The sequence below is a fragment of the Buttiauxella noackiae genome (genome assembly GCF_000737905.1).
GTDB lineage: Bacteria > Pseudomonadota > Gammaproteobacteria > Enterobacterales > Enterobacteriaceae > Buttiauxella > Buttiauxella noackiae.
The window spans coordinates 987558-1007501 of record NZ_JPRU01000002.1; the positions used below are offsets into that span (position 1 = coordinate 987558).

The 19944-nt window shown below is 49.6% G+C and carries 21 protein-coding genes, 5 tRNA genes and 1 other RNA gene; 8 read left to right on the forward strand and 19 right to left on the reverse strand.

The genetic code is table 11. The features are described 5' to 3' along the window. Nucleotides 1-22 precede the first annotated feature (22 nt). The 6 genes from modF to gpmA all read left to right on the forward strand — a co-directional run bounded on the left by modF (nt 23) and on the right by gpmA (nt 6947). Nucleotides 23-1492 (forward strand): molybdate ABC transporter ATP-binding protein ModF, encoded by a 1470-nt coding sequence (modF, locus tag IX31_RS12975; RefSeq protein WP_034458721.1) that lies wholly within the window; start codon nt 23-25, stop codon nt 1490-1492. Between the two features lie 235 nt (nt 1493-1727). Then, nucleotides 1728-2744 carry a UDP-glucose 4-epimerase GalE gene (gene galE, locus IX31_RS12980; protein ID WP_034458723.1) on the forward strand — a complete coding sequence of 339 codons (1017 nt, stop codon included), beginning with the start codon at nt 1728-1730 and terminating at the stop codon, nt 2742-2744. Between the two features lie 9 nt (nt 2745-2753). Next, the gene (galT, locus tag IX31_RS12985; RefSeq protein WP_034458725.1) at nt 2754-3800 is read left to right on the forward strand and encodes a galactose-1-phosphate uridylyltransferase; all 1047 of its coding nucleotides are present in this window, start codon (nt 2754-2756) and stop codon (nt 3798-3800) included. Nucleotides 3801-3802: 2 nt separating this feature from the next. Next, a complete protein-coding gene (galK, locus tag IX31_RS12990) occupies nt 3803-4951 on the forward strand; it encodes a galactokinase (RefSeq protein ID WP_034458727.1) in 1149 nt (382 codons plus the stop codon). Then, complete coding sequence (galM, locus tag IX31_RS12995; protein ID WP_034458729.1) at nt 4945-5985, forward strand: galactose-1-epimerase; 1041 nt, start codon at nt 4945-4947, stop codon at nt 5983-5985. The genes galK and galM overlap by 7 nt, the downstream gene beginning before the upstream one ends. A 209-nt stretch (nt 5986-6194) precedes the next feature. Continuing rightward, a complete protein-coding gene (gene gpmA, locus IX31_RS13000) occupies nt 6195-6947 on the forward strand; it encodes a 2,3-diphosphoglycerate-dependent phosphoglycerate mutase (protein ID WP_034458731.1) in 753 nt (250 codons plus the stop codon). Nucleotides 6948-7010: 63 nt separating this feature from the next. Here gpmA and aroG read toward each other — a convergent pair whose 3' ends face one another. After that, nucleotides 7011-8063 (reverse strand): 3-deoxy-7-phosphoheptulonate synthase AroG, encoded by a 1053-nt coding sequence (gene aroG, locus IX31_RS13005; RefSeq protein WP_034458733.1) that lies wholly within the window; start codon nt 8061-8063, stop codon nt 7011-7013. Between the two features lie 325 nt (nt 8064-8388). Between aroG and IX31_RS13010 the strand changes: the two genes are divergently transcribed. Together IX31_RS13010 and zitB are read left to right on the forward strand one after the other, a co-directional pair. Beyond that, nucleotides 8389-8760 (forward strand): YbgS-like family protein, encoded by a 372-nt coding sequence (locus IX31_RS13010; RefSeq protein ID WP_034458735.1) that lies wholly within the window; start codon nt 8389-8391, stop codon nt 8758-8760. A gap of 120 nt (nt 8761-8880) precedes the next feature. After that, entirely contained in the window at nt 8881-9822 is a 942-nt protein-coding gene (gene zitB, locus IX31_RS13015) for a CDF family zinc transporter ZitB (RefSeq protein WP_034458737.1), read from the forward strand. On the opposite strand, the gene pnuC is transcribed toward zitB, so the two are convergent. The 18 genes from pnuC to cydB all read right to left on the reverse strand — a co-directional run bounded on the left by pnuC (nt 9823) and on the right by cydB (nt 19944). After that, on the reverse strand, nt 9823-10539 hold the full coding sequence (pnuC, locus tag IX31_RS13020) for a nicotinamide riboside transporter PnuC (protein WP_034458738.1): 717 nt from the start codon (nt 10537-10539) through the stop codon (nt 9823-9825). A 22-nt stretch (nt 10540-10561) separates the two neighbouring features. Continuing rightward, nucleotides 10562-11623, reverse strand: a complete 1062-nt coding sequence (gene nadA, locus IX31_RS13025) for a quinolinate synthase NadA (RefSeq protein WP_034458740.1) — start codon at nt 11621-11623, stop codon at nt 10562-10564. A 185-nt stretch (nt 11624-11808) separates the two neighbouring features. Next, nucleotides 11809-11884, reverse strand: a tRNA-Lys gene (locus tag IX31_RS13030). Between the two features lie 3 nt (nt 11885-11887). Further along, nucleotides 11888-11963, reverse strand: a tRNA-Val gene (locus tag IX31_RS13035). A gap of 24 nt (nt 11964-11987) precedes the next feature. Further along, nucleotides 11988-12111: non-coding RNA, RtT sRNA (locus IX31_RS22400), on the reverse strand. A gap of 15 nt (nt 12112-12126) precedes the next feature. Beyond that, a tRNA-Lys gene (locus IX31_RS13040) sits at nt 12127-12202 on the reverse strand. Between the two features lie 44 nt (nt 12203-12246). Continuing rightward, nucleotides 12247-12322: transfer RNA gene (locus IX31_RS13045), tRNA-Lys, on the reverse strand. 44 nt (nt 12323-12366) lie between these two features. Further along, nucleotides 12367-12442: transfer RNA gene (locus IX31_RS13050), tRNA-Lys, on the reverse strand. A 164-nt stretch (nt 12443-12606) separates the two neighbouring features. Further along, entirely contained in the window at nt 12607-13404 is a 798-nt protein-coding gene (gene cpoB, locus IX31_RS13055) for a cell division protein CpoB (protein ID WP_034458742.1), read from the reverse strand. A 9-nt stretch (nt 13405-13413) separates the two neighbouring features. After that, the gene (gene pal, locus IX31_RS13060) at nt 13414-13935 is read right to left on the reverse strand and encodes a peptidoglycan-associated lipoprotein Pal (protein WP_034458744.1); all 522 of its coding nucleotides are present in this window, start codon (nt 13933-13935) and stop codon (nt 13414-13416) included. A gap of 26 nt (nt 13936-13961) precedes the next feature. Next, nucleotides 13962-15254 carry a Tol-Pal system beta propeller repeat protein TolB gene (gene tolB / locus IX31_RS13065; protein ID WP_034458746.1) on the reverse strand — a complete coding sequence of 431 codons (1293 nt, stop codon included), beginning with the start codon at nt 15252-15254 and terminating at the stop codon, nt 13962-13964. A 128-nt stretch (nt 15255-15382) separates the two neighbouring features. Next, nucleotides 15383-16684: a cell envelope integrity protein TolA gene (gene tolA, locus IX31_RS13070; protein ID WP_034458748.1), complete on the reverse strand. Its 1302-nt coding sequence runs from the start codon at nt 16682-16684 to the stop codon at nt 15383-15385. A 28-nt stretch (nt 16685-16712) separates the two neighbouring features. Next, complete coding sequence (gene tolR / locus IX31_RS13075) at nt 16713-17138, reverse strand: colicin uptake protein TolR (RefSeq protein WP_034458750.1); 426 nt, start codon at nt 17136-17138, stop codon at nt 16713-16715. Nucleotides 17139-17148: 10 nt separating this feature from the next. Then, nucleotides 17149-17835: a Tol-Pal system protein TolQ gene (gene tolQ, locus IX31_RS13080; protein ID WP_072009447.1), complete on the reverse strand. Its 687-nt coding sequence runs from the start codon at nt 17833-17835 to the stop codon at nt 17149-17151. Further along, nucleotides 17832-18236 carry a tol-pal system-associated acyl-CoA thioesterase gene (ybgC, locus tag IX31_RS13085; protein WP_034458754.1) on the reverse strand — a complete coding sequence of 135 codons (405 nt, stop codon included), beginning with the start codon at nt 18234-18236 and terminating at the stop codon, nt 17832-17834. The genes tolQ and ybgC overlap by 4 nt, the downstream gene beginning before the upstream one ends. Before the next feature lie 147 nt (nt 18237-18383). Further along, entirely contained in the window at nt 18384-18677 is a 294-nt protein-coding gene (gene ybgE, locus IX31_RS13090) for a cyd operon protein YbgE (RefSeq protein WP_034458756.1), read from the reverse strand. After that, entirely contained in the window at nt 18677-18790 is a 114-nt protein-coding gene (cydX, locus tag IX31_RS22405) for a cytochrome bd-I oxidase subunit CydX (RefSeq protein WP_064512614.1), read from the reverse strand. Before cydX ends, ybgE begins: the two co-directional genes overlap by 1 nt. A gap of 14 nt (nt 18791-18804) precedes the next feature. After that, on the reverse strand, nt 18805-19944 hold the full coding sequence (cydB, locus tag IX31_RS13095) for a cytochrome d ubiquinol oxidase subunit II (protein WP_034458758.1): 1140 nt from the start codon (nt 19942-19944) through the stop codon (nt 18805-18807).

The window sequence follows — 19944 nt, forward strand, 5'->3', positions numbered from 1 at the left end:
ACTGCAAAAAATGGGATGAACTATGTCGACGTTGCAAATTTCGCAAGGGATCTTTCACCTTAGCGACACCCGAACTCTGGCCCTCAATGACTTAACCATTCGCGCCGGTGAAAGCTGGGCGTTTGTGGGTGCCAACGGCAGTGGGAAATCAGCCCTCGCCCGCGCACTTGCAGGCTCCCTTCCCGTGCAGAAAGGCAAACGCGAGAGTTCATTTTCGCGCATTGCTCATCTTTCCTTTGAACAACTGCAAAAATTAGTCAGCGATGAATGGCAGCGCAATAACACTGACCTGTTGAGCCCTGACGAAGACGATACAGGCCGCACGACGGCGGAAATTATTCAGGATGAAGTCAAAGATGAAAACCGCTGCCAGAAACTTGCGCAGCTTTTTGGCATTACCCCATTACTGACTCGCCGCTTTAAATACCTGTCGACGGGTGAAACACGCAAAACCTTGCTCTGCCAGGCGCTGATGCCGCAGCCAGATTTGCTGATTTTTGATGAACCGTTTGACGGGCTGGACGTGAAATCCCGCGAACAGTTGGCCGGATTATTGGGCGAACTGAGCACGCAAGGTTATACCGTTGTACTGGTGCTTAACCGCTTCGATGAAATCCCTGATTTTGTGCAGCACGCTGGCGTGCTGGCCGATTGCGCACTGATTGAAGTCGGCGAAAAACAAAAACTCCTTGAACAGGCGCTGATTGCCCAACTCGCGCACAGTGAAAAACTGGCGGGCGTTGCGCTGCCCGAAGCGGACGATCCGAGCGCGCGCTACACACTGCCGGAAGATCAGCCACGGATTATTCTGCGCGACGGCGTTGTGGAATATAACGACAGGCCGATCCTGCATAAGCTTTCCTGGACGGTAAACCCAGGCGAACACTGGCAAATCGTCGGCCCGAACGGAGCGGGTAAATCGACATTATTGAGTCTGATAACGGGCGATCATCCGCAGGGTTACAGTAATGATTTGACGCTGTTTGGCCGCCGCCGTGGTAGCGGTGAAACCATCTGGGATATCAAAAAGCACATCGGTTATGTCAGCAGCAATTTGCATCTGGACTACCGCGTCAGCACCACGGTGCGCAACGTTGTGCTGTCGGGCTATTTTGATTCGATTGGCATTTATCAGGCTGTTTCGGACCGCCAGCAGAAACTTGCCCGCGAGTGGCTGAACATGCTCGGCATGGATAACGCTATCGCTGATGCGCCATTCCACAGTCTGTCATGGGGCCAGCAACGTCTCGCGTTGATTGCCCGTGCGTTGGTTAAACACCCAACGTTATTGATTCTGGATGAACCTCTACAAGGGCTCGACCCATTGAACCGTCAGTTAGTACGCCGCTTCATTGATATATTGATTGGTGAAGGGGAAACGCAACTGCTATTTGTCTCTCACCATGCCGAAGACGCGCCTGAATGCATTACTAAGCGGCTGACTTTCGTTGCCGATGGCGATGCTTATCGTTACGAGTTTGAAGATTTATAGCCCCTGAACGATAAAGCCCTTTTCGTCGGGGTGGCGGCGTTTTCGTTTAGCCACCCTACTTTCAGACAACCCGCAGCCTGCTCATAGCTACCATTTGTTTTATAATCATTTTTGCTACTACAGAGCGCTGTTGAAATATCAGTGTAAACGATTCCACTAATTTATCCCATGTCACACTTTTGCCATCTCTGTTATGCTATGTTTAATACATACCATACGCGTAATGGAGAGCAAAATGAGAGTATTGGTAACAGGTGGTAGCGGTTACATTGGCAGTCATACCTGCGTGCAACTGCTGCAAAATGGTCATGATGTCGTCATTCTGGACAATTTGTGTAATAGCAAACGTAGTGTGCTGCCAGTAATTGAACGTCTTGGCGGCAAACACCCTCTGTTCATTGACGGCGATATCCGTGATGAAGCATTGCTGGCAGAAATTTTCCACGATCACCAAATTGATGCCGTAATTCATTTTGCCGGGCTCAAAGCCGTTGGCGAATCGGTTAACAAGCCGCTGGAATATTACGACAACAACGTTACCGGCACCTTGCGCCTGATTTCTGCCATGCGCGCGGCTAATGTCACCAACTTCATCTTCAGCTCATCCGCCACAGTTTATGGCGACCAGCCACAAATCCCTTACGTTGAAAGCTTCCCAACCGGCACACCTGCAAGCCCATATGGCCGCAGCAAGTTAATGGTTGAACAGATTCTGGCTGATTTGCAAAAAGCCCAGCCGAACTGGAGCGTGGCATTGCTGCGTTACTTCAACCCGGTCGGTGCACATCCGTCAGGCGATATGGGTGAAGACCCGCAAGGTATTCCAAACAATCTGATGCCGTACATTGCGCAGGTTGCAGTAGGACGTCGTGATTCACTGGCAGTCTTTGGTAACGATTACCCAACCCAAGACGGTACTGGCGTGCGCGACTACATTCACGTTATGGATCTTGCCGATGGCCATGTTGCAGCAATGCAAACCCTACAAGGCAAGCCTGGCGTGCATATCTATAACCTCGGTGCAGGTATCGGCAGCAGCGTGCTGGACGTTATCAACGCTTTCAGTACCGCTTGCGGAAAACCGGTGAATTACCACTTTGCCCCGCGTCGTGATGGTGATCTTCCCGCTTACTGGGCTGATGCAACCAAAGCCGACAACGAACTTAACTGGCGTGTCAGCCGTACTCTGCAAGAAATGGCAGATGATACCTGGCGCTGGCAGTCTCGCCATCCTCAAGGTTATCCAGACTAAGGAAATGTGATGGAGCAGTTTAACCCGGTGGATCATCCACATCGCCGTTTTAACCCACTAACCGGACAATGGATTCTGGTCTCTCCACATCGGGCTAAGCGCCCTTGGCAGGGAGCCCAGGAAACACCATCACAGGAAACATTACCGACGCACGATCCGGATTGTTTCCTGTGTCCTGGAAATACGCGCGTCACTGGTGATAAAAATCCGCAATATACCGGTACCTTTGTTTTTACTAACGACTTTGCTGCATTGATGACAGACACCCCAGATGCACCTGAAAACAGCGATCCACTTTTACGTTGTGAAAGCGCTCGCGGTACCAGTCGGGTTATCTGCTTCTCCCCAGATCACAGCAAAACGCTACCGCAACTTTCCGTGCCAGCACTGGAAGAAGTGGTCAAAACCTGGCAAGAACAGACTGCGGACTTGGGTAAAACCTATCCGTGGGTACAGGTTTTTGAAAACAAAGGCGCTGCTATGGGCTGCTCCAACCCCCATCCGCACGGCCAGGTTTGGGCAAACAGCTTCCTGCCAAACGAAGTGGCGCGTGAAGATGTGCTGCAGCGCGAATACTTTGCCAAAAATGGCTCACCGATGTTGGTCGATTACGCGCAGCGTGAGCTTAAAGACGGTAGCCGTACGGTGGTAGAAACTGAACACTGGATTGCCGTGGTGCCGTACTGGGCGGCGTGGCCGTTCGAAACGTTGCTACTGCCAAAAACACATATTCTACGCATCACCGATCTTAGCGCCGGGCAAAGCAGCGATTTGGCGTTGGCGCTAAAAAAACTGACCAGCCGTTACGACAACCTTTTCCAGTGCTCATTCCCGTATTCCATGGGCTGGCACGGTGCACCGTTTAATGGTGAAGAAAATGGTCACTGGCAGTTGCATGCTCACTTCTATCCGCCGCTGCTGCGTAGCGCAACAGTGCGTAAATTCATGGTCGGCTATGAAATGCTGGCTGAAACCCAACGTGATTTAACCGCAGAGCAAGCCGCAGAACGCTTGCGTGCCGTATCCGATATTCACTTTCGCCAATCCGGAGAATAAAAATGAGTCTGAAAGATAAAACCCAACACCTCTTCGCCGAACAATTTGGTTATCCGGCGACCCATACAATTCAGGCTCCAGGCCGGGTTAACCTGATTGGCGAACACACTGATTATAACGACGGTTTTGTGCTGCCTTGCGCTATTGATTACCAGACGGTGATCAGTTGCGCGAAACGTGATGACCGTCTGGTACGCGTGATTGCTGCAGATTACGATAACCAAACGGATGAATTCTCGTTGGATAAACCCATTCTGAGCCATGACACACAGCAGTGGTCCAACTATGTTCGCGGTGTCGTTAAGCATTTACAAAAGCGCGATAAAAACTTTGGCGGTGCCGATCTAGTGATCAGCGGTAACGTGCCACAGGGCGCGGGCTTGAGTTCTTCCGCTTCTCTGGAGGTCGCGGTAGGTACTGTGTTCCAGAAGCTTTATCACCTGTCGCTTGATGGCTCGCAAATTGCCTTAAATGGCCAGGAAGCTGAAAATCAATTTGTCGGCTGTAACTGCGGCATCATGGATCAGTTAATTTCAGCGTTAGGCAAAAAAGATCACGCGTTGCTGATTGATTGCCGCACGCTCGGCACTAAAGCGGTGTCGATGCCCAAAGGCGTTGCTGTCGTCATTATCAACAGTAACTTCAAACGTACTCTGGTAGGCAGTGAATACAATACACGCCGCGAGCAATGCGAAACCGGTGCGCGTTTCTTTACGCAGAAAGCACTACGCGATGTTGAGCTTTCCAAGTTTAATGAAGTGGCTCATGAACTTGACCCGATTGTTGCGAAACGCGTACGCCACGTCCTGACTGAAAACATCCGTACCGTAGAGGCCGCTGATGCGCTGGCAAAAGGTGATCTAAAACGTATGGGCGTGCTGATGGCTGAATCTCACGCTTCTATGCGCGATGATTTCGAAATTACCGTGCCGCAGATTGATACTTTAGTTGAAATCGTCAAAGCGACTATCGGCGACAAAGGCGGTGTGCGTATGACCGGCGGCGGCTTCGGTGGCTGTATCGTGGCGCTGATTCCGGAAGATTTGGTACCAGCGGTTAAACAGGCTGTCGAAAAACAGTACGAAGCAAAAACCGGTATCAAAGAAACCTTCTATGTGTGCAAACCTTCAGAGGGTGCTGGCCAATGCTAAAAGAGACTCCACAGCTCGCACCCGACGGGCAACCCTTCCGCATCTCCACCCTGCGCAATAGCACAGGGCTGATGGTCACCGTAATGGACTGGGGCGCAACCCTGTTGTCATGCCGTGTGCCAATGAAAGATGGAACCGTGCGTGAAACACTGCTTGGTTGCGAAACACCTGAAGATTACCTCAATCAGGCAGCTTATCTGGGCGCAACAGTTGGCCGTTATGCCAACCGCATTGCGAACAGCCAGTTTGAGCGCGATGGCGTCACTGTTAAGGTGACAGCAAATCAGGGCGCGCATCAGTTGCATGGTGGGCCTGATGGTTTTGATAAACGCCGCTGGCGGATTGTGCGCCAGAATGAGCATGAGGTGCTATATACACTTGATTCTCAAGACGGCGACCAGGGATTCCCCGGCGAATTGCGCGCAACTGCGCGTTATGCGCTTACCGAAGATAACTGCATCACCATCGAATTCCGTGCCAAAACCAGTAAACCATGCCCGGTAAACCTGACTAATCACGCTTATTTCAATCTTGATGGTAAGCAAAACGATATTCGTCAACATCGCCTTCAACTGCTGGCAGATAGCTATTTACCGGTCGACAGCAACGGTATTCCACAAGCTGGTCTTGCCGATGTTACGAACACAGGTTTTGATTTCCGCACGCCAAAAACTATCGCCAAGGATTTCCTGAAAGATAACGATCAGGTACTGGTGAAAGGCTATGACCACGCTTTCTTGTTGCAGGCGCAAGGCGATGCAAGCCAGGCCGCGGCGCATGTCTGGTCGAGCGATAATAAACTGCAAATGACGGTCTACACCACGGCCCCTGCCCTGCAGTTTTATAGCGGCAATTACCTGGACGGAACACCTGCAAGAGAACAAGGTACTTACAGTGCTTACCAGGGTCTGGCACTGGAAAGTGAATTCCTGCCGGATAGCCCAAATCATCCTGAATGGCCGCAACCCGATTGCTGGTTACAGCCAGATAATGAATATTTGAGCATTACAGAATACGAATTTATTACGCTTTAAACTTCTCGCCCTCCGCAATGGAGGGCGATTCTTATCCCGATCGCTGGATTTCCCGCCATTTAGCGACAAAAATATAACAACCATTCACATCCACCTTACACTCCACACTCTTTTTCGCTATGTTAAACGTTTAGCATTGCCGCTTGCCCCTTCGCGGCAATATAATGATAATCGTTATCATTAATCGCAGGCTTATTAAGGAGTAAACTATGGCTGTTACTAAGCTGGTTCTGGTTCGTCACGGTGAAAGCCAGTGGAACAATGAAAACCGCTTCACCGGTTGGTATGACGTTGATCTATCTGAGAAAGGTAAAACTGAAGCGAAAGCTGCGGGTAAACTGCTGAAAGATGAAGGCTACTCTTTCGACTTTGCTTACACTTCAGTGCTGAAACGTGCCATCCATACACTGTGGAATATCCTCGATGAACTGGATCAGGCATGGCTGCCAGTTGAGAAATCCTGGAAGCTAAATGAGCGCCACTATGGTGCACTTCAGGGTCTGAACAAAGCGGAAACTGCTGAGAAATACGGTGATGAGCAAGTTAAGCAATGGCGCCGTGGGTTTGCGATCACGCCTCCAGAACTGACGCGTGATGACGAACGCTTCCCTGGCCATGACCCACGTTATGCAAGCCTGACCGATAAAGAACTGCCAGTAACGGAAAGCCTGGCGCTGACTATCGATCGCGTTATTCCTTACTGGAACGAAACCATTCTGCCACGCATGAAAAGCGGCGAGCGTGTAATTGTTGCCGCTCACGGTAACTCCCTGCGCGCATTGGTTAAATTCCTTGATAACCTGAGCGAAGATGAAATTCTTGAGCTGAATATCCCAACTGGCGTGCCACTGGTATATGAGTTCGATGAGAACTTCAAACCACTGAAACGCTACTATCTGGGTAATGCTGATGAAATCGCAGCCAAAGCCGCAGCGGTAGCAAACCAGGGTAAAGCGAAGTAATTCGTTAGATGTGAAAAAGGCGTGGTGAAAACCACGCCTTTTTTATTGTTATCACGTTAAAGCTTAGCCGCGGCGTGCTTTTACCGCATCTGCTAGCTGGCGCAATACAGTTTCAGTATCTTCCCAGCCGATACACGCATCAGTGACGCTCTTACCATAAACCAGCGGCTCGCTGCCTTCGAGGTTCTGGTTGCCTTCAACAAGGTGACTTTCAATCATCACACCGGTAATTGCGGCATCACCACCAGAAATTTGCTGACAAACATCTGCGCACACTTCCATTTGCTTCTTAAATTGCTTGCTGCTGTTCGCGTGGCTGAAGTCGATCATCACTTGGGCAGGCAGACCCGCTTTTTGCAGATCGGATTTCACCTGAGCAACATGCGCTGCACTGTAGTTTGGCTCTTTGCCGCCGCGCAAGATGATATGACAGTCGCCATTTCCGCTCGTAGTCACGATGGCAGAGTGGCCCCATTTGGTCACAGACAAGAAGCAGTGCGGCGCACCAGCCGCATTGATCGCATCGATAGCAACTTTCATGGTGCCATCGGTGCCATTTTTGAAGCCAACCGGGCATGAAAGACCAGACGCCAGTTCACGATGAACCTGAGATTCTGTAGTACGTGCACCAATGGCACCCCAGCTCATCAAGTCCGCCAGGTACTGCGGGGTAATCATATCCAGGAATTCACCAGCCGCAGGCAGGCCTGAGTCGTTGATATCTAACAGTAGCTTACGAGCAATACGCAGGCCATCGTTGATCTGGTAGCTGCTGTCCATATGTGGATCGTTGATCAGCCCTTTCCAGCCCACCGTTGTGCGTGGTTTTTCGAAGTAGACACGCATAACGATTTCCAGCTCACCCTGCAATTCTTCACGCAGCGTCAACAAGCGCGCACCATACTCTTTCGCCGCTTTGATATCGTGAATTGAGCAAGGGCCAATGACAACCAGCAGACGATCATCATTTCCTTTCAGAATTTTATGAATCGCTTTGCGCGCGCCGGCTACGGTTGCGGCGGCTTTTTCAGTGGCGGGGAATTTCTCGAGCAGCGCTACTGGCGGTAAAAGTTCGTTGATTTCTTTAATACGTAAGTCGTCATTCTGATAATTCATGATATTTCCGGGAATGGCCTTGAGATTTAGCTTAGTTGCAATCCCTTCAATCTATCGCTTCAGACCGAAAGTGTAAACGGGCTTTTACACTTCAGGCAGAATATTCCTGGAAACGACCTAAAAAGCGCCAAAAAATGGTAAAAACACGGTTTCCCGCTACAATTTTTAATTGTTAACACTGAAAAACACTGAATTAGCAAAATTGTATTCTGATGCAGCTTTCCTGGCTGACATATTTAGCCGATAAAAGCACCATGCACAGAATAAAGTCAGTGCACTGTTGGAAGAAGTTATCCAGCAATAACGACCATAACAGGAGCATTAAATGAATAAATTAACTGCACTTTTCCTGACAGCAACCCTTTCTGTAGCAAGCAGTCTGGCAATGGCCGCTGAAACTAGCGGGAGCAATAATGGTCAGGCAAACGCAAGTGCCGAAGCAGGCCAGGTTGCACCAGATGCAAATCAGAATCTCGCACCGAAAAACGTCGATAACAGCAATATCAATAATAGCGGCACCATGCTTCATCCTAATGGCTCAACCAGCAGCAGCGGTATGACCAACGATGGAATGAGCAAAGATGAAATCCATAAAAATTCGATGTGTAAGGACGGGAAATGCCCGGATATGAACAAAAAGGTAGAAACCGGTAGCGGAGATGACGTGAACACAAAAGTGGACGGCACCTCGCAGTAAATTAAGCCCGGAAAGATAAGGGGGAGCTTAGGCTCTCCTTTTTTATGAGCGTTATTCAGCAAGTTAACAATGTTAGTGGTTATAATTAGCGCATTATTGCCTTACGGATATAGAGGAACCATGGCGCATACACATCAACATACCCCGAGTGATTCCAACTCCAGGCGCCTTCTGTGGGCCTTTGCTGTCACAGCGCTTTTTATGGTGGCCGAAGTCATCGGTGGTGTGCTTTCTGGCTCGCTTGCCCTGCTCGCTGACGCGGGTCATATGCTGACAGATGCAGCGGCATTACTGGTGGCTTTGCTGGCAGTACAGTTTGCGCGCCGTCCACCAAATACTCGCCATACCTTTGGCTGGTTAAGATTGACGACACTTGCAGCCTTTGTGAATGCAATTGCTCTGGTGGTAATTACCATTCTGATTGTCTGGGAGGCTGTAGTCCGTTTTTATCATCCGCAACCCATAGCGGGCTGGACGATGCTGATTATTGCGTTTGCCGGGTTACTGGCGAATCTATTTTCGTTCTGGATTTTGCATCGCGGAAACGAAGAAAAAAATATTAACGTTCGCGCCGCAGCCCTGCACGTTTTGGGAGATTTGTTAGGTTCGGTAGGAGCCATTGCTGCGGCACTGATCATTCTTTGGACAGGCTGGACACCTATTGACCCTATCCTTTCCATCCTGGTTTCGTGTCTGGTGCTACGTAGCGCATGGAATTTGCTTAAAGAGAGCGTTAATGAGCTTCTCGAAGGCGCACCTCATGCTTTTGATATTCCGGTACTGAAACGCAAACTTACCAGAACCATTCCGGAAGTACGGAATGTTCATCATGTCCATATCTGGCTAGTGGGTGAGAAGCCGTTGATGACTTTGCACGTTCAGGTGGTACCGCCGCACGATCACGATGCTCTGCTGGAGCGCATCCACCATTTTTTAAAAGAGGAATATCAGATTGAGCATGCCACGGTACAGATGGAGTATCAGCTTTGTCATGGGCAGGATTGTGATTTAAACGAGCATGATGAGCATGACCATCATGGCCATGCCCATCATCACCACTGATTAGGAAAACGCGCGTGAACCACGTTCATGCGCACTTTTGATCCACATGCGGCTACCGTTGAGCGCAATAAATGTCAGGATCAAATATTCCAGCGACATTGCATAGACGCCCTGTAAGGCAAAGATAACTACGCTAATCATGTTAATGATCACCCAAAGCAGCCAGTTTTCGACGTACTTACGAGTCATCAGAATCATCGCCACAATGGACAGCACCATCATGCAAGAATCCCAGAATGGAAACGCATCAGGCTGAAGATCAGGCATCGTGACATTCAGGCCCAGCGCCTGCATAACTGAAACTGCCGTACGCGTCAGGAAAGCAAATACCGGGTCGATGAATATCGTCATCAGCCCAATCGCGCCGACACAGAATACAATCCAGGCCAGCGCCTTAGGCAAGGGTAACCAGCGGATATGGAGTTCAGCCTGATTGTCACTGGTTTGTCTCGACCAGGCATACCAGCCATAAATATTAGCCGCAAAGAAGAACAGCTGTAGCAACAGGCTCGCATAGAGTTGAATCTGGAAGAAAATAATCGCAAATAGGGTAACGTTAATTAAACCAAATGCGTAATTACTAATTTTCTCAAGACTTGCCAGCCAGATACAGAGTAAACCCGCCAGTGTTCCGATCGCTTCAATCCACGATAAATCATACCCGCCTGCTCCGATGGGTATGTGAACCAAAATGTTCTGCGTGCTAAAAAAGTCCATATTCGCTCCTGAAGGTATACCCTTACGCATTACCCTTAATATTGCGTCGCAACTCAGCGGCAAAATCTAACATTCGATTTAAAGGCACCAGCGCTCCCTCACGCAGCGCAGCATCAACATGGATCTCGTGTGCCGCTCCGCCATGCTCCAGCCCCTCAGCGATGGCTTTCAGGCCGTTCATTGCCATCCACGGGCAATGTGCACAGGTACGGCACGTTGCACCTTCTCCTGCTGTCGGCGCTTCGAACAATTCTTTATCCGGGCACGCCTGCTGCATTTTGTAGAAAATACCGCGATCCGTGGCCACAATGAGTTGCTTATGCGGCAATGTTTGCGCAGCCGCAATCAACTGGCTGGTAGAACCAACCGCATCAGCTAAATCAACAATGGCTTGTGGGGATTCAGGATGTACAAGCACCGCAGCGTCAGGATAAAGCGCTTTCATGCGAGTCAATGCCTGAGTTTTAAACTCGTCATGCACGATACACGCACCTTGCCAGCACAACACATCAGCACCAGTCTGCTTTTGAACGTAATTTCCCAAATGGCGGTCCGGTGCCCAGATAATTTTCTCGCCCAGACTGTCAAGATGTTCAATTAATTCAACTGCAATGCTGGAAGTCACAACCCAATCTGCACGCGCTTTTACCGCTGCGGAAGTATTAGCATAGACCACCACTGTGCGATCAGGGTGTTGATCGCAGAAAGCATTGAACTCTTCAATTGGACAGCCGAGATCCAAAGAGCACTCTGCATTCAAAGTTGGCATCAGAACGGTTTTTTCCGGGCTCAAGATTTTCGAGGTTTCCCCCATAAAACGCACCCCGGCTACCAATAACGTGGTTGCTGGGTGATTGGCCCCAAAACGGGCCATCTCAAGAGAATCGGAGATACAGCCTCCCGTCTCTTCAGCAAGAGCCTGAATTTCAGGATCAGTGTAGTAATGAGCCACCATCACAGCATTCCGCTCTTTCAGCAGACGCTTGATTTTCTCACGGTAAAATTGCTTTTCATCCGCGCTCAAAGGCTGTGGTTTAGGTGGGAAGGGATAAATCGCTGCTTCTGGATCGAACATTACGCTCATAGTACTTTCTCGTTTGACTGACTTAACCAAATTAGCACTATTCTGGCGAAGATCTACCAGAAATGGCCACGGTTGTTTTGTATGCTAAACAAGATAGCGAATTACGGCGGAATTGTCGTGGAGAATTTAATTTCAACCTGGAATTGCAGATAGCAAAAAGGCGCCTTTAGGGCGCCTTTCTACATTGGTGGGTCGTGCAGGATTCGAACCTGCGACCAATTGATTAAAAGTCAACTGCTCTACCAACTGAGCTAACGACCCGAATGGTGGGTGATGACGGGCTCGAACCGCCGACCCCCTCCGTGTAAAGGAGGTGCTCTACCAACTGAGCTAATCACCCAAACTTCGGTACTACTTTAAAAACTGGTGGGGCGTGCAGGATTACTCGGCCTGTGGCCTCGCCCTTCGGGTCGTTTAAAGCAACGCTGTTTCGCTTTGCTCAACTCGAACCTGCTGCAGGTTCAAACCCTTCACGCTTTACTTATTACATTCCACTTATAAAGTGGTGGGGCGTGCAGGATTCGAACCTGCGACCAATTGATTAAAAGTCAACTGCTCTACCAACTGAGCTAACGCCCCGCAATGCGGTTTACTGCTTCTTCAAAAACTTACTGCATCGAAATTGGTGGGGCGTGCAGGATTCGAACCTGCGACCAATTGATTAAAAGTCAACTGCTCTACCAACTGAGCTAACGCCCCGCAATGCGGTTTACTGCTTCTTCAAATACTTACTGAATCGAAATTGGTGGGTCGTGCAGGATTCGAACCTGCGACCAATTGATTAAAAGTCAACTGCTCTACCAACTGAGCTAACGACCCAATTTCGTGTCACTTTCGGTTTGTTTGATATCCCTTGGCAACGGCGGCATATATTACTGATTTAAGATTTTGACGCAACAAGAATTTCGATCAAGATCACCTAATGGCTGGTGTTTTGTTCGGCTTGACCAGAAAAGCAGCAATATCTGGTCAGGCCGTACACGCTACATCGCATTCAGACGTTTTTGAGCCTGCTTTGCGCCATCGGTATTTGGGAATTGTTTGATCACTTGCTGATACACAGCTTTCGCTTTTGCAGTATCGCCTTTGTCTTGCATGATCACACCGACTTTATACATGGCATCTGGAGCTTTAGGTGATTTCGGGTAATTTTTCACCACAGAGGCAAAATAAAACGCCGCATCATCTTTTTTCCCCTTGTTATAATTCAACTGACCTAACCAGTAATTTGCATTTGGCTGGTAAGTTGAATCCGGGTACTTCTTAACAAAACTCTGAAATGCAGCAAGGGCTTCATCCTGACGGGACTTATCCTGCACCATGGCAATAGCCGCATTGTAGTCACTGTTAGCGTCACCACCTTGCACTGGAGCGGCTGCAGTTGGTGTTTCAGCGGCCGCACCAGCATCAGGAGTAGCTGCCGCTGCAGCTCCCTGATCGGTGCTACCGGCCGCTTGTCCTGCTGCACCACCACTACCAAGGCTGTCTATCTGCAATAAAATTTGCTTCTGACGCTCAACAACCTGATTCAATTGGTATTGGCTTTCCTGAATTTGACCACGCAGGGAATCAATATCATTTTGATTATCAGAGAGTTGTTGTTGGAGTTGGGTTAAAAGTTGACTATGAGCGTTAGAAATACGCTCGAGTTGAGTGACACGGTCTTCGACCGAGCCTGAGCCGACACTACTGATTGGCGCCTGAGCAGTAGCGGCCCAGGGGGCCGCTATGCCAACCAGTAACGACAGACTCAACAAGTGATGTCTGAGGTTACTGTTCATGCAGTTCTCTTAGTAAACCAGTACGGCACGACGGTTTTTAGCGTAAGCCGCTTCGTCATGACCCAGTACAGCTGGTTTTTCTTTACCGTAAGAAACGATGGAGATCTGGTCTGCAGAAACGCCTTTACCTTGCAGGTACATCTTAACAGCGCTAGCACGACGCTCACCCAGGGCAATGTTATATTCCGGGGTACCACGTTCGTCCGCATGACCTTCTACAGTCACTTTGTAAGATGGGTTGCTACGCAGGAAGTTAGCGTGCGCATCCAGCATTGCAGCGAATTCAGAAGAAACATCATATTTATCCAGACCGAAGTATACGATGTTGTTCTGTTGCAGCTGTTGCATCTGCAGGCGAGCCTGTTCTTCAGATGACATGTTGCCATTGCTACCGTTAGCGTCCATACCAGTGCCGGCGCCCAGCATACCTTCGCCGCTCTCGTTGTTGGCGCTCTTGTTAGAACTACACGCAGCAATTGCCATAACAGGCAGTGCCAGCATCAGCCCTTTCAGCACTTTGTTCAGTTGCATTTCGTTGATCCTTTAATATTTTATTATCACAGATACGGCGACCAGGCAGGAGATTTAACCTGACCATCGGTTGCCGGAAGACGCGCTTTGAAACGCCCATCTGTTGAGACCAGATTCAGCACAGATCCCATCCCCTGAGAAGAGCTGTAGATTACCATCGTGCCGTTAGGTGCCAGACTTGGCGTTTCATCCAGGAACGTTGACGATAAAGTTTGTACGCCACCCGCTACCAGATCCTGTTTGGCGATGTGTTGCTGCCCACTATTGGAGCTCACCATCACCATAAACTTACCGTCGGAACTCACATCAGCATTCTGGTTCTGAGGACCTTCCCAGGACAGACGCTGTGGAGCACCACCGTTGATATTCACTTTATAAATCTGTGGGCGCCCAGCCTGGTCAGATGTATAAGCTACATTCTGACTATCCGGGAACCACGTTGGTTCTGTATTGTTGCTGCGTCCATCAGTCACCTGACGAATCTGACCAGAAGCAATGTCCATAACATACAGGTTCATACTACCGGTTTTAGATAGCGTGAAGGCCAGTTTGCTACCGTCTGGAGAAAATGCTGGCGCACCGTTATGACGAGGGAAGGAAGCTACCTGACGAATTGCACCATTCGCCAGAGTCTGGATAACCAGAGCAGAACGGCCACTTTCAAAAGTTACATAAGCCAGTTTGCTGCCGTCTGGAGACCATGCTGGTGACATCAACGGTTCAGGAGAACGTTTGACAACATTGGTGTTGTAGCCGTCGTAATCAGATACGCGCAGTTCATACGGGAACTGGCCGCCGTTAGTCTGCACTACATAAGCGATACGCGTACGGAACGCACCTTTAATGCCTGTCAACTTCTCAAACACTTCATCACTTGCGGTATGGCCAGCATAGCGAATCCATTGTTTGTTCACCTTGTAGGAGTTCTGCGCAAGCACAGTACCAGGCGCACCAGAAGTATCAACCAACTGGTAAGCAACGGTATAGCTGCCATCACCGTTTGGTGTAACCTGGCCTACAACAACGGCATCAATACCCAGAGCAGTCCACGCGGCCGGTTGCACTTCCTGAGCGGAGCCAGGCTGCTGCGGTAAGCGTGAACGATCTAGTGGATTGAATTTGCCACTATTACGTAAGTCAGCAGCAACGATGCCACCAATATCTTCTGGCGCGGCACCAGGGCCTCCCCATTTAAATGGCGCAACACCAATTGGACGTGCTGAGTCCACCCCTTGGGTGATCTCAATACGAACTTCTGCGTGCAGTACTGCTGCCCACAGCATTAAAAAACTTAAAGCTACTCGAAATGCCTGCTTCATCATATCTCCCTTATCTGGACCCAAAGCCCACGATAATTTAGCAGAATGTTAACAAACTCAAATACACAAAACTACCAAAACCCTGTGACACAGCCTGGTTAGTTTTCCCCACTTTCGCGAGGAAAATTTTACTGTGGCTTAAAGTCGATAGGCGCGTTTTTGAAAGCTTCATAAACGTCCTGGCTTGGCGGCTTTGGAATCTTCGCCAGACGTGCTGCCGCAATGGCAGCCTGACACAGAGCCGGATCGCCACCTTCTGATTTGATATCAAGAAGTAAACCATCAGGAGCCAGTTTTATGCGCAATGAACAGGTCTTGCCACTGAAGGCAGGGTCCTGGTAAAACTTACTTTCTATTGCTGCTTTTATCTGACCTGCGTAACCACTGATTTCAGCACCAGAAGCGCCATTATTTTTAGTATTCCCTTTTCCAGCCGCAGCTGCGCTATTACCTTTCGCTCCTGCGCCAGTTTTCGGTGCATTCTTACCTGAGCTCAAGTCGCCAAACAGATCGTCAACACCCGCAGCGGCAGCTTTATCGGCCGCGGCTTTCTCAGCAGCAGCCTTTTTCTTAGCATCTGCAGCAGCTTTCTTATCAGCGGCAGCTTTTGCAGCAGCAGCCTTATCGGCCGCAGCTTTTTCAGAGGCAGCTTTCTCGGCAGCAGCAGCTTCTGCTGCTGCTTTCTTCTCAGCATCAGCAGCCTTTTTAGCGGCTTCAGCGGCAGCTTTCTTCTCAGCATCTTGCTGAGCTTTCTTCGCTGCAGCATCTGCGGCTTTCTTTTCGGCTTCCTGCTGAGATTTTTTCGCCGCAGCAGCGGCTTCAGCAGCTGCTTTTTTCTCTGCATCAGCGGCTTTTTTAGCTGCTTCTTCAGTGGCTTTCTTTTGCGCATCAGCTGCAGCTTTCTTCGCCGCTTCTTCCGCAGCCTTCGCCTGGGCGTCAGCCTGAGATTTTGCCTGAGCATCAGCCTGGGCTTTGGCGTCTGCTTTGGCTTTCGCCGCCGCTGCTTCAGCTTGCTTCTGTTGCTCCTGTGCTTCTTTAGCGGCTTCTTGCGCCTGTTTCTGCTGGTCTGCTTGTTGCTTCGCTTGTTCCTGCGCTTCCAGGCGTTCTTTCTCCAGTTGCTTCAGACGCTGTTGTTCAGCAGCCTGTTTTTCCTGAAGCTCTTCAGCCTGTTGCTGCGCCTGTTTCTCGCGTTGCTCAGCCGCACGTTTACTGCTCGCCTGCTGCTGTTGCTGACGATTATACTGCTGAACAACAGCACCCGGGTCGACCATGACCGCGTCAATAGCCGAACCCCCACCGCCGCCAGCACTGGCGTCGATGTGCTCGTCAAACGAACTCCAAATCAGGACTGCAATCAAAATGATATGCAGGATCACTGAGACGATTATCGCGCGCTTGAGCTTATCGTTTTCTATGGTTGCCTTTGACACTATCGGTTCCCAAATATCGCGAGATGGATCAGATTGGCTGCGTCATCAGACCGACGGATTTCACACCTGCGCTATGCAGCATGTTAAGTGCTTTGATAATTTCCTCGTAAGGAACATCTTTAGCACCACCGATCAAAAAGACCGTTTTCGGGTTTGCCTGTAAACGACGCTGAGCTTCCGCAATAACCTGTTCAGATGGCAACTGGTCCATACGGTCTTTCTCAACCACCACGCTGTACTGCCCTACCCCGGACACTTCAATAATAACCGGCGGTTCATCGTTACTGCTCACCGTCTGCGAATCTGTCGCATCAGGTAGATCGACTTCAACGCTTTGAGTGATGATAGGTGCCGTTGCCATAAAGATAAGCAACAGCACCAGCAGCACGTCCAGAAGAGGAACGATGTTAATTTCTGACTTTAGTTCACGACGACCACGTGTACGTCTGGCCATGACTTACCCCTTACTGCTTATCGCTGCTGGTAAAAGCCTGACGGTGCAGGATAGCCGTGAACTCTTCCATGAAGTTGTCGTAATTCAATTCCAGTTTGTTCACACGTTGGTTCAGGCGGTTATACGCCATAACAGCAGGGATTGCAGCGAACAGGCCGATTGCAGTTGCAATCAGTGCTTCTGCGATACCTGGAGCAACCATCTGCAATGTCGCTTGTTTCACCGCACCTAGTGCGATAAAGGCGTGCATGATCCCCCAAACCGTACCAAACAGACCGATATACGGGCTGATGGAACCCACGGTTCCAAGGAAAGGAATGTGTGTTTCCAGCGTTTCCAACTCACGGCTCATGGAAATACGCATGGCGCGAGATGCCCCTTCAACGACCGCTTCAGGTGCGTGTGTGTTTGCACGATGCAGTCGGGCAAACTCTTTAAAGCCTGAATAGAAAATTTGTTCAGAGCCAGCAAGATTGTCACGGCGGCCCTGGCTTTCTTGATAGAGACGGGACAATTCAATGCCCGACCAGAACTTATCTTCAAAGGCTTCTGCTTCACGAGTAGCAGCATTGAGGATTCGCGTTCGCTGAATAATGATTGCCCATGATGCAATGGAAAAACCAATCAAAATCAACATGATGAATTTGACCAAAAGGCTTGCCTTCAGGAACAAATCAAGGATATTCATGTCAGTCACTGCTTGAACTCCGCGACAATAGACTTGGGAAGCGCACGAGGCTTCATTAGGTGTGGATCAACACAGACGATCAGGACCTCAGCTTCATTGAGTACCTGATTATCGGCATTGACGATTCGCTGTGTAAATACCATAGAGGTACCACGCATCGATGTAATTTCACTTTGGATTTCGAGTAAATCGTCGAGTCGGGCAGGCGCCAAATAATCCACCGTCATTCTGCGGACAACAAAGGCGACGCGCTCTGCCAACAAATCTTGCTGGCTAAAATGGTGATGGCGCAACATTTCAGTGCGTGCTCTTTCATAGAAAGCAACATAACTGGCGTGGTATACCACACCACCGGCGTCAGTGTCTTCGTAATAGACACGAACCGGCCATCGAAACAGCGTTGTACTCACAATACATCCCGGTAATGCAATTTAACGTTGCTACTATACGCAAGAGGATGGGGGTTGGGAATGGGTTGCATTAAACGTTAGGTAAATATTTATGGGCTTGTTAAAGCCCATAAATATTCTATGAAAATCTTTGAGGTTAAAGAAGCATCAGAAGAAGAAAATAGCCAGTCCTGCCAGCAAGACTAATTGTGCAGGTAACGGGCTAAAAACCCCCTGCCACAGCACTTTACGAGGGCGAAAACCCACGCCATGAATCACACCGGTGCATACAGCCCACATCAGCAAAAAACCATGCCAGATTTCGAGGCTACTGGTTTTCGCCGCAAAGCGGGACGGGTCCCAAAATATACACACAGCAAGAACTAATGCCATTATCAAGGAAAGAGCCCTTAAAGGGCTCTTATCCATTACCGCATAGAGCTTCGCGATAATTGCTTCCATCAAATTTCTTCTTTACCGGCTTTAGCAGCTTCAACGTGCTCAAGTGCCAGGGCGGTAATGATGCCAAAAGCACAGGCAAGAAGCGTCCCCAGAATCCATGCAAAGTACCACATAATCAGCTCCTTACTTAGTACAGAGAGTGGGTGTTGCTTTCGATATGCTCTTTGGTGATTCGACCGAACATTTTCCAGTAACACCAGGTGGTGTAGATAAGAATGATCGGTACAAATACCGCAGCAACATAGGTCATCACATTCAGAGTTAACTGGCTGGATGTTGCATCCCACATAGTGAGGCTAGCATTCAACATGGTGCTTGAAGGCATCACGAACGGGAACATCGCCACACCAGCAGTCAGAATCACACACGCCAGAGTCAATGAGGAGAACACGAATGCCATCGCGCCTTTCTCAAGACGAGACATCAACACAGTCAACAATGGCAGAACCACACCCAGAGCCGGAATGAGCCACAGAATCGGCATATTATTGAAGTTCACCATCCAGGCACCAGCCTGACGAGCGACTTCTTTAGTCAGCGGATTCGATGCTGCATGGTGGTTCAGCTCTGAAGTCACAACGTAACCATCGATGCCGTAAATCACCCAAACACCAGCAAGTGCGAAGCACACCATCATCACCAGCGCTGAAATTTGAGCAGCGGCTTTAGCGCGAAGATGCAATTCACCCACAGTACGCATTTGCAGGTAAGTTGCGCCCTGAGCAAGGATCATGGAGACGCTCACGACACCAGCCAACAGGCCAAACGGGTTCAGCAACTGGAAGAAGTTTCCGGTGTAGTACAGACGCAGATACTCATCAACGTGGAACGGCACCCCTTGCAGCAAGTTGCCGAACGCCACACCGATAACCAACGGCGGCACAAAACTACCGATGAAAATGCCCCAGTCCCACATGCCACGCCAACGCATGTCTTCAATCTTCGAACGGTAGTCAAAACCTACCGGACGGAAGAACAATGAAGCCAGCACCAGAATCATTGCCACATAGAAACCGGAGAACGCAGCTGCATAAACCATCGGCCAGGCAGCGAACAATGCACCGCCAGCAGTAATGAGCCATACCTGGTTACCGTCCCAGTGAGGGGCGATGGAGTTCACCATGATGCGGCGTTCAACGTCTGTTTTGCCAATGATACGGGACAGCATACCTACGCCCATATCAAAGCCATCAGTAACTGCAAAACCAATCAGCAGAATGCCAACCAGCAGCCACCAGATAAAACGCAATACTTCATAATCGATCAT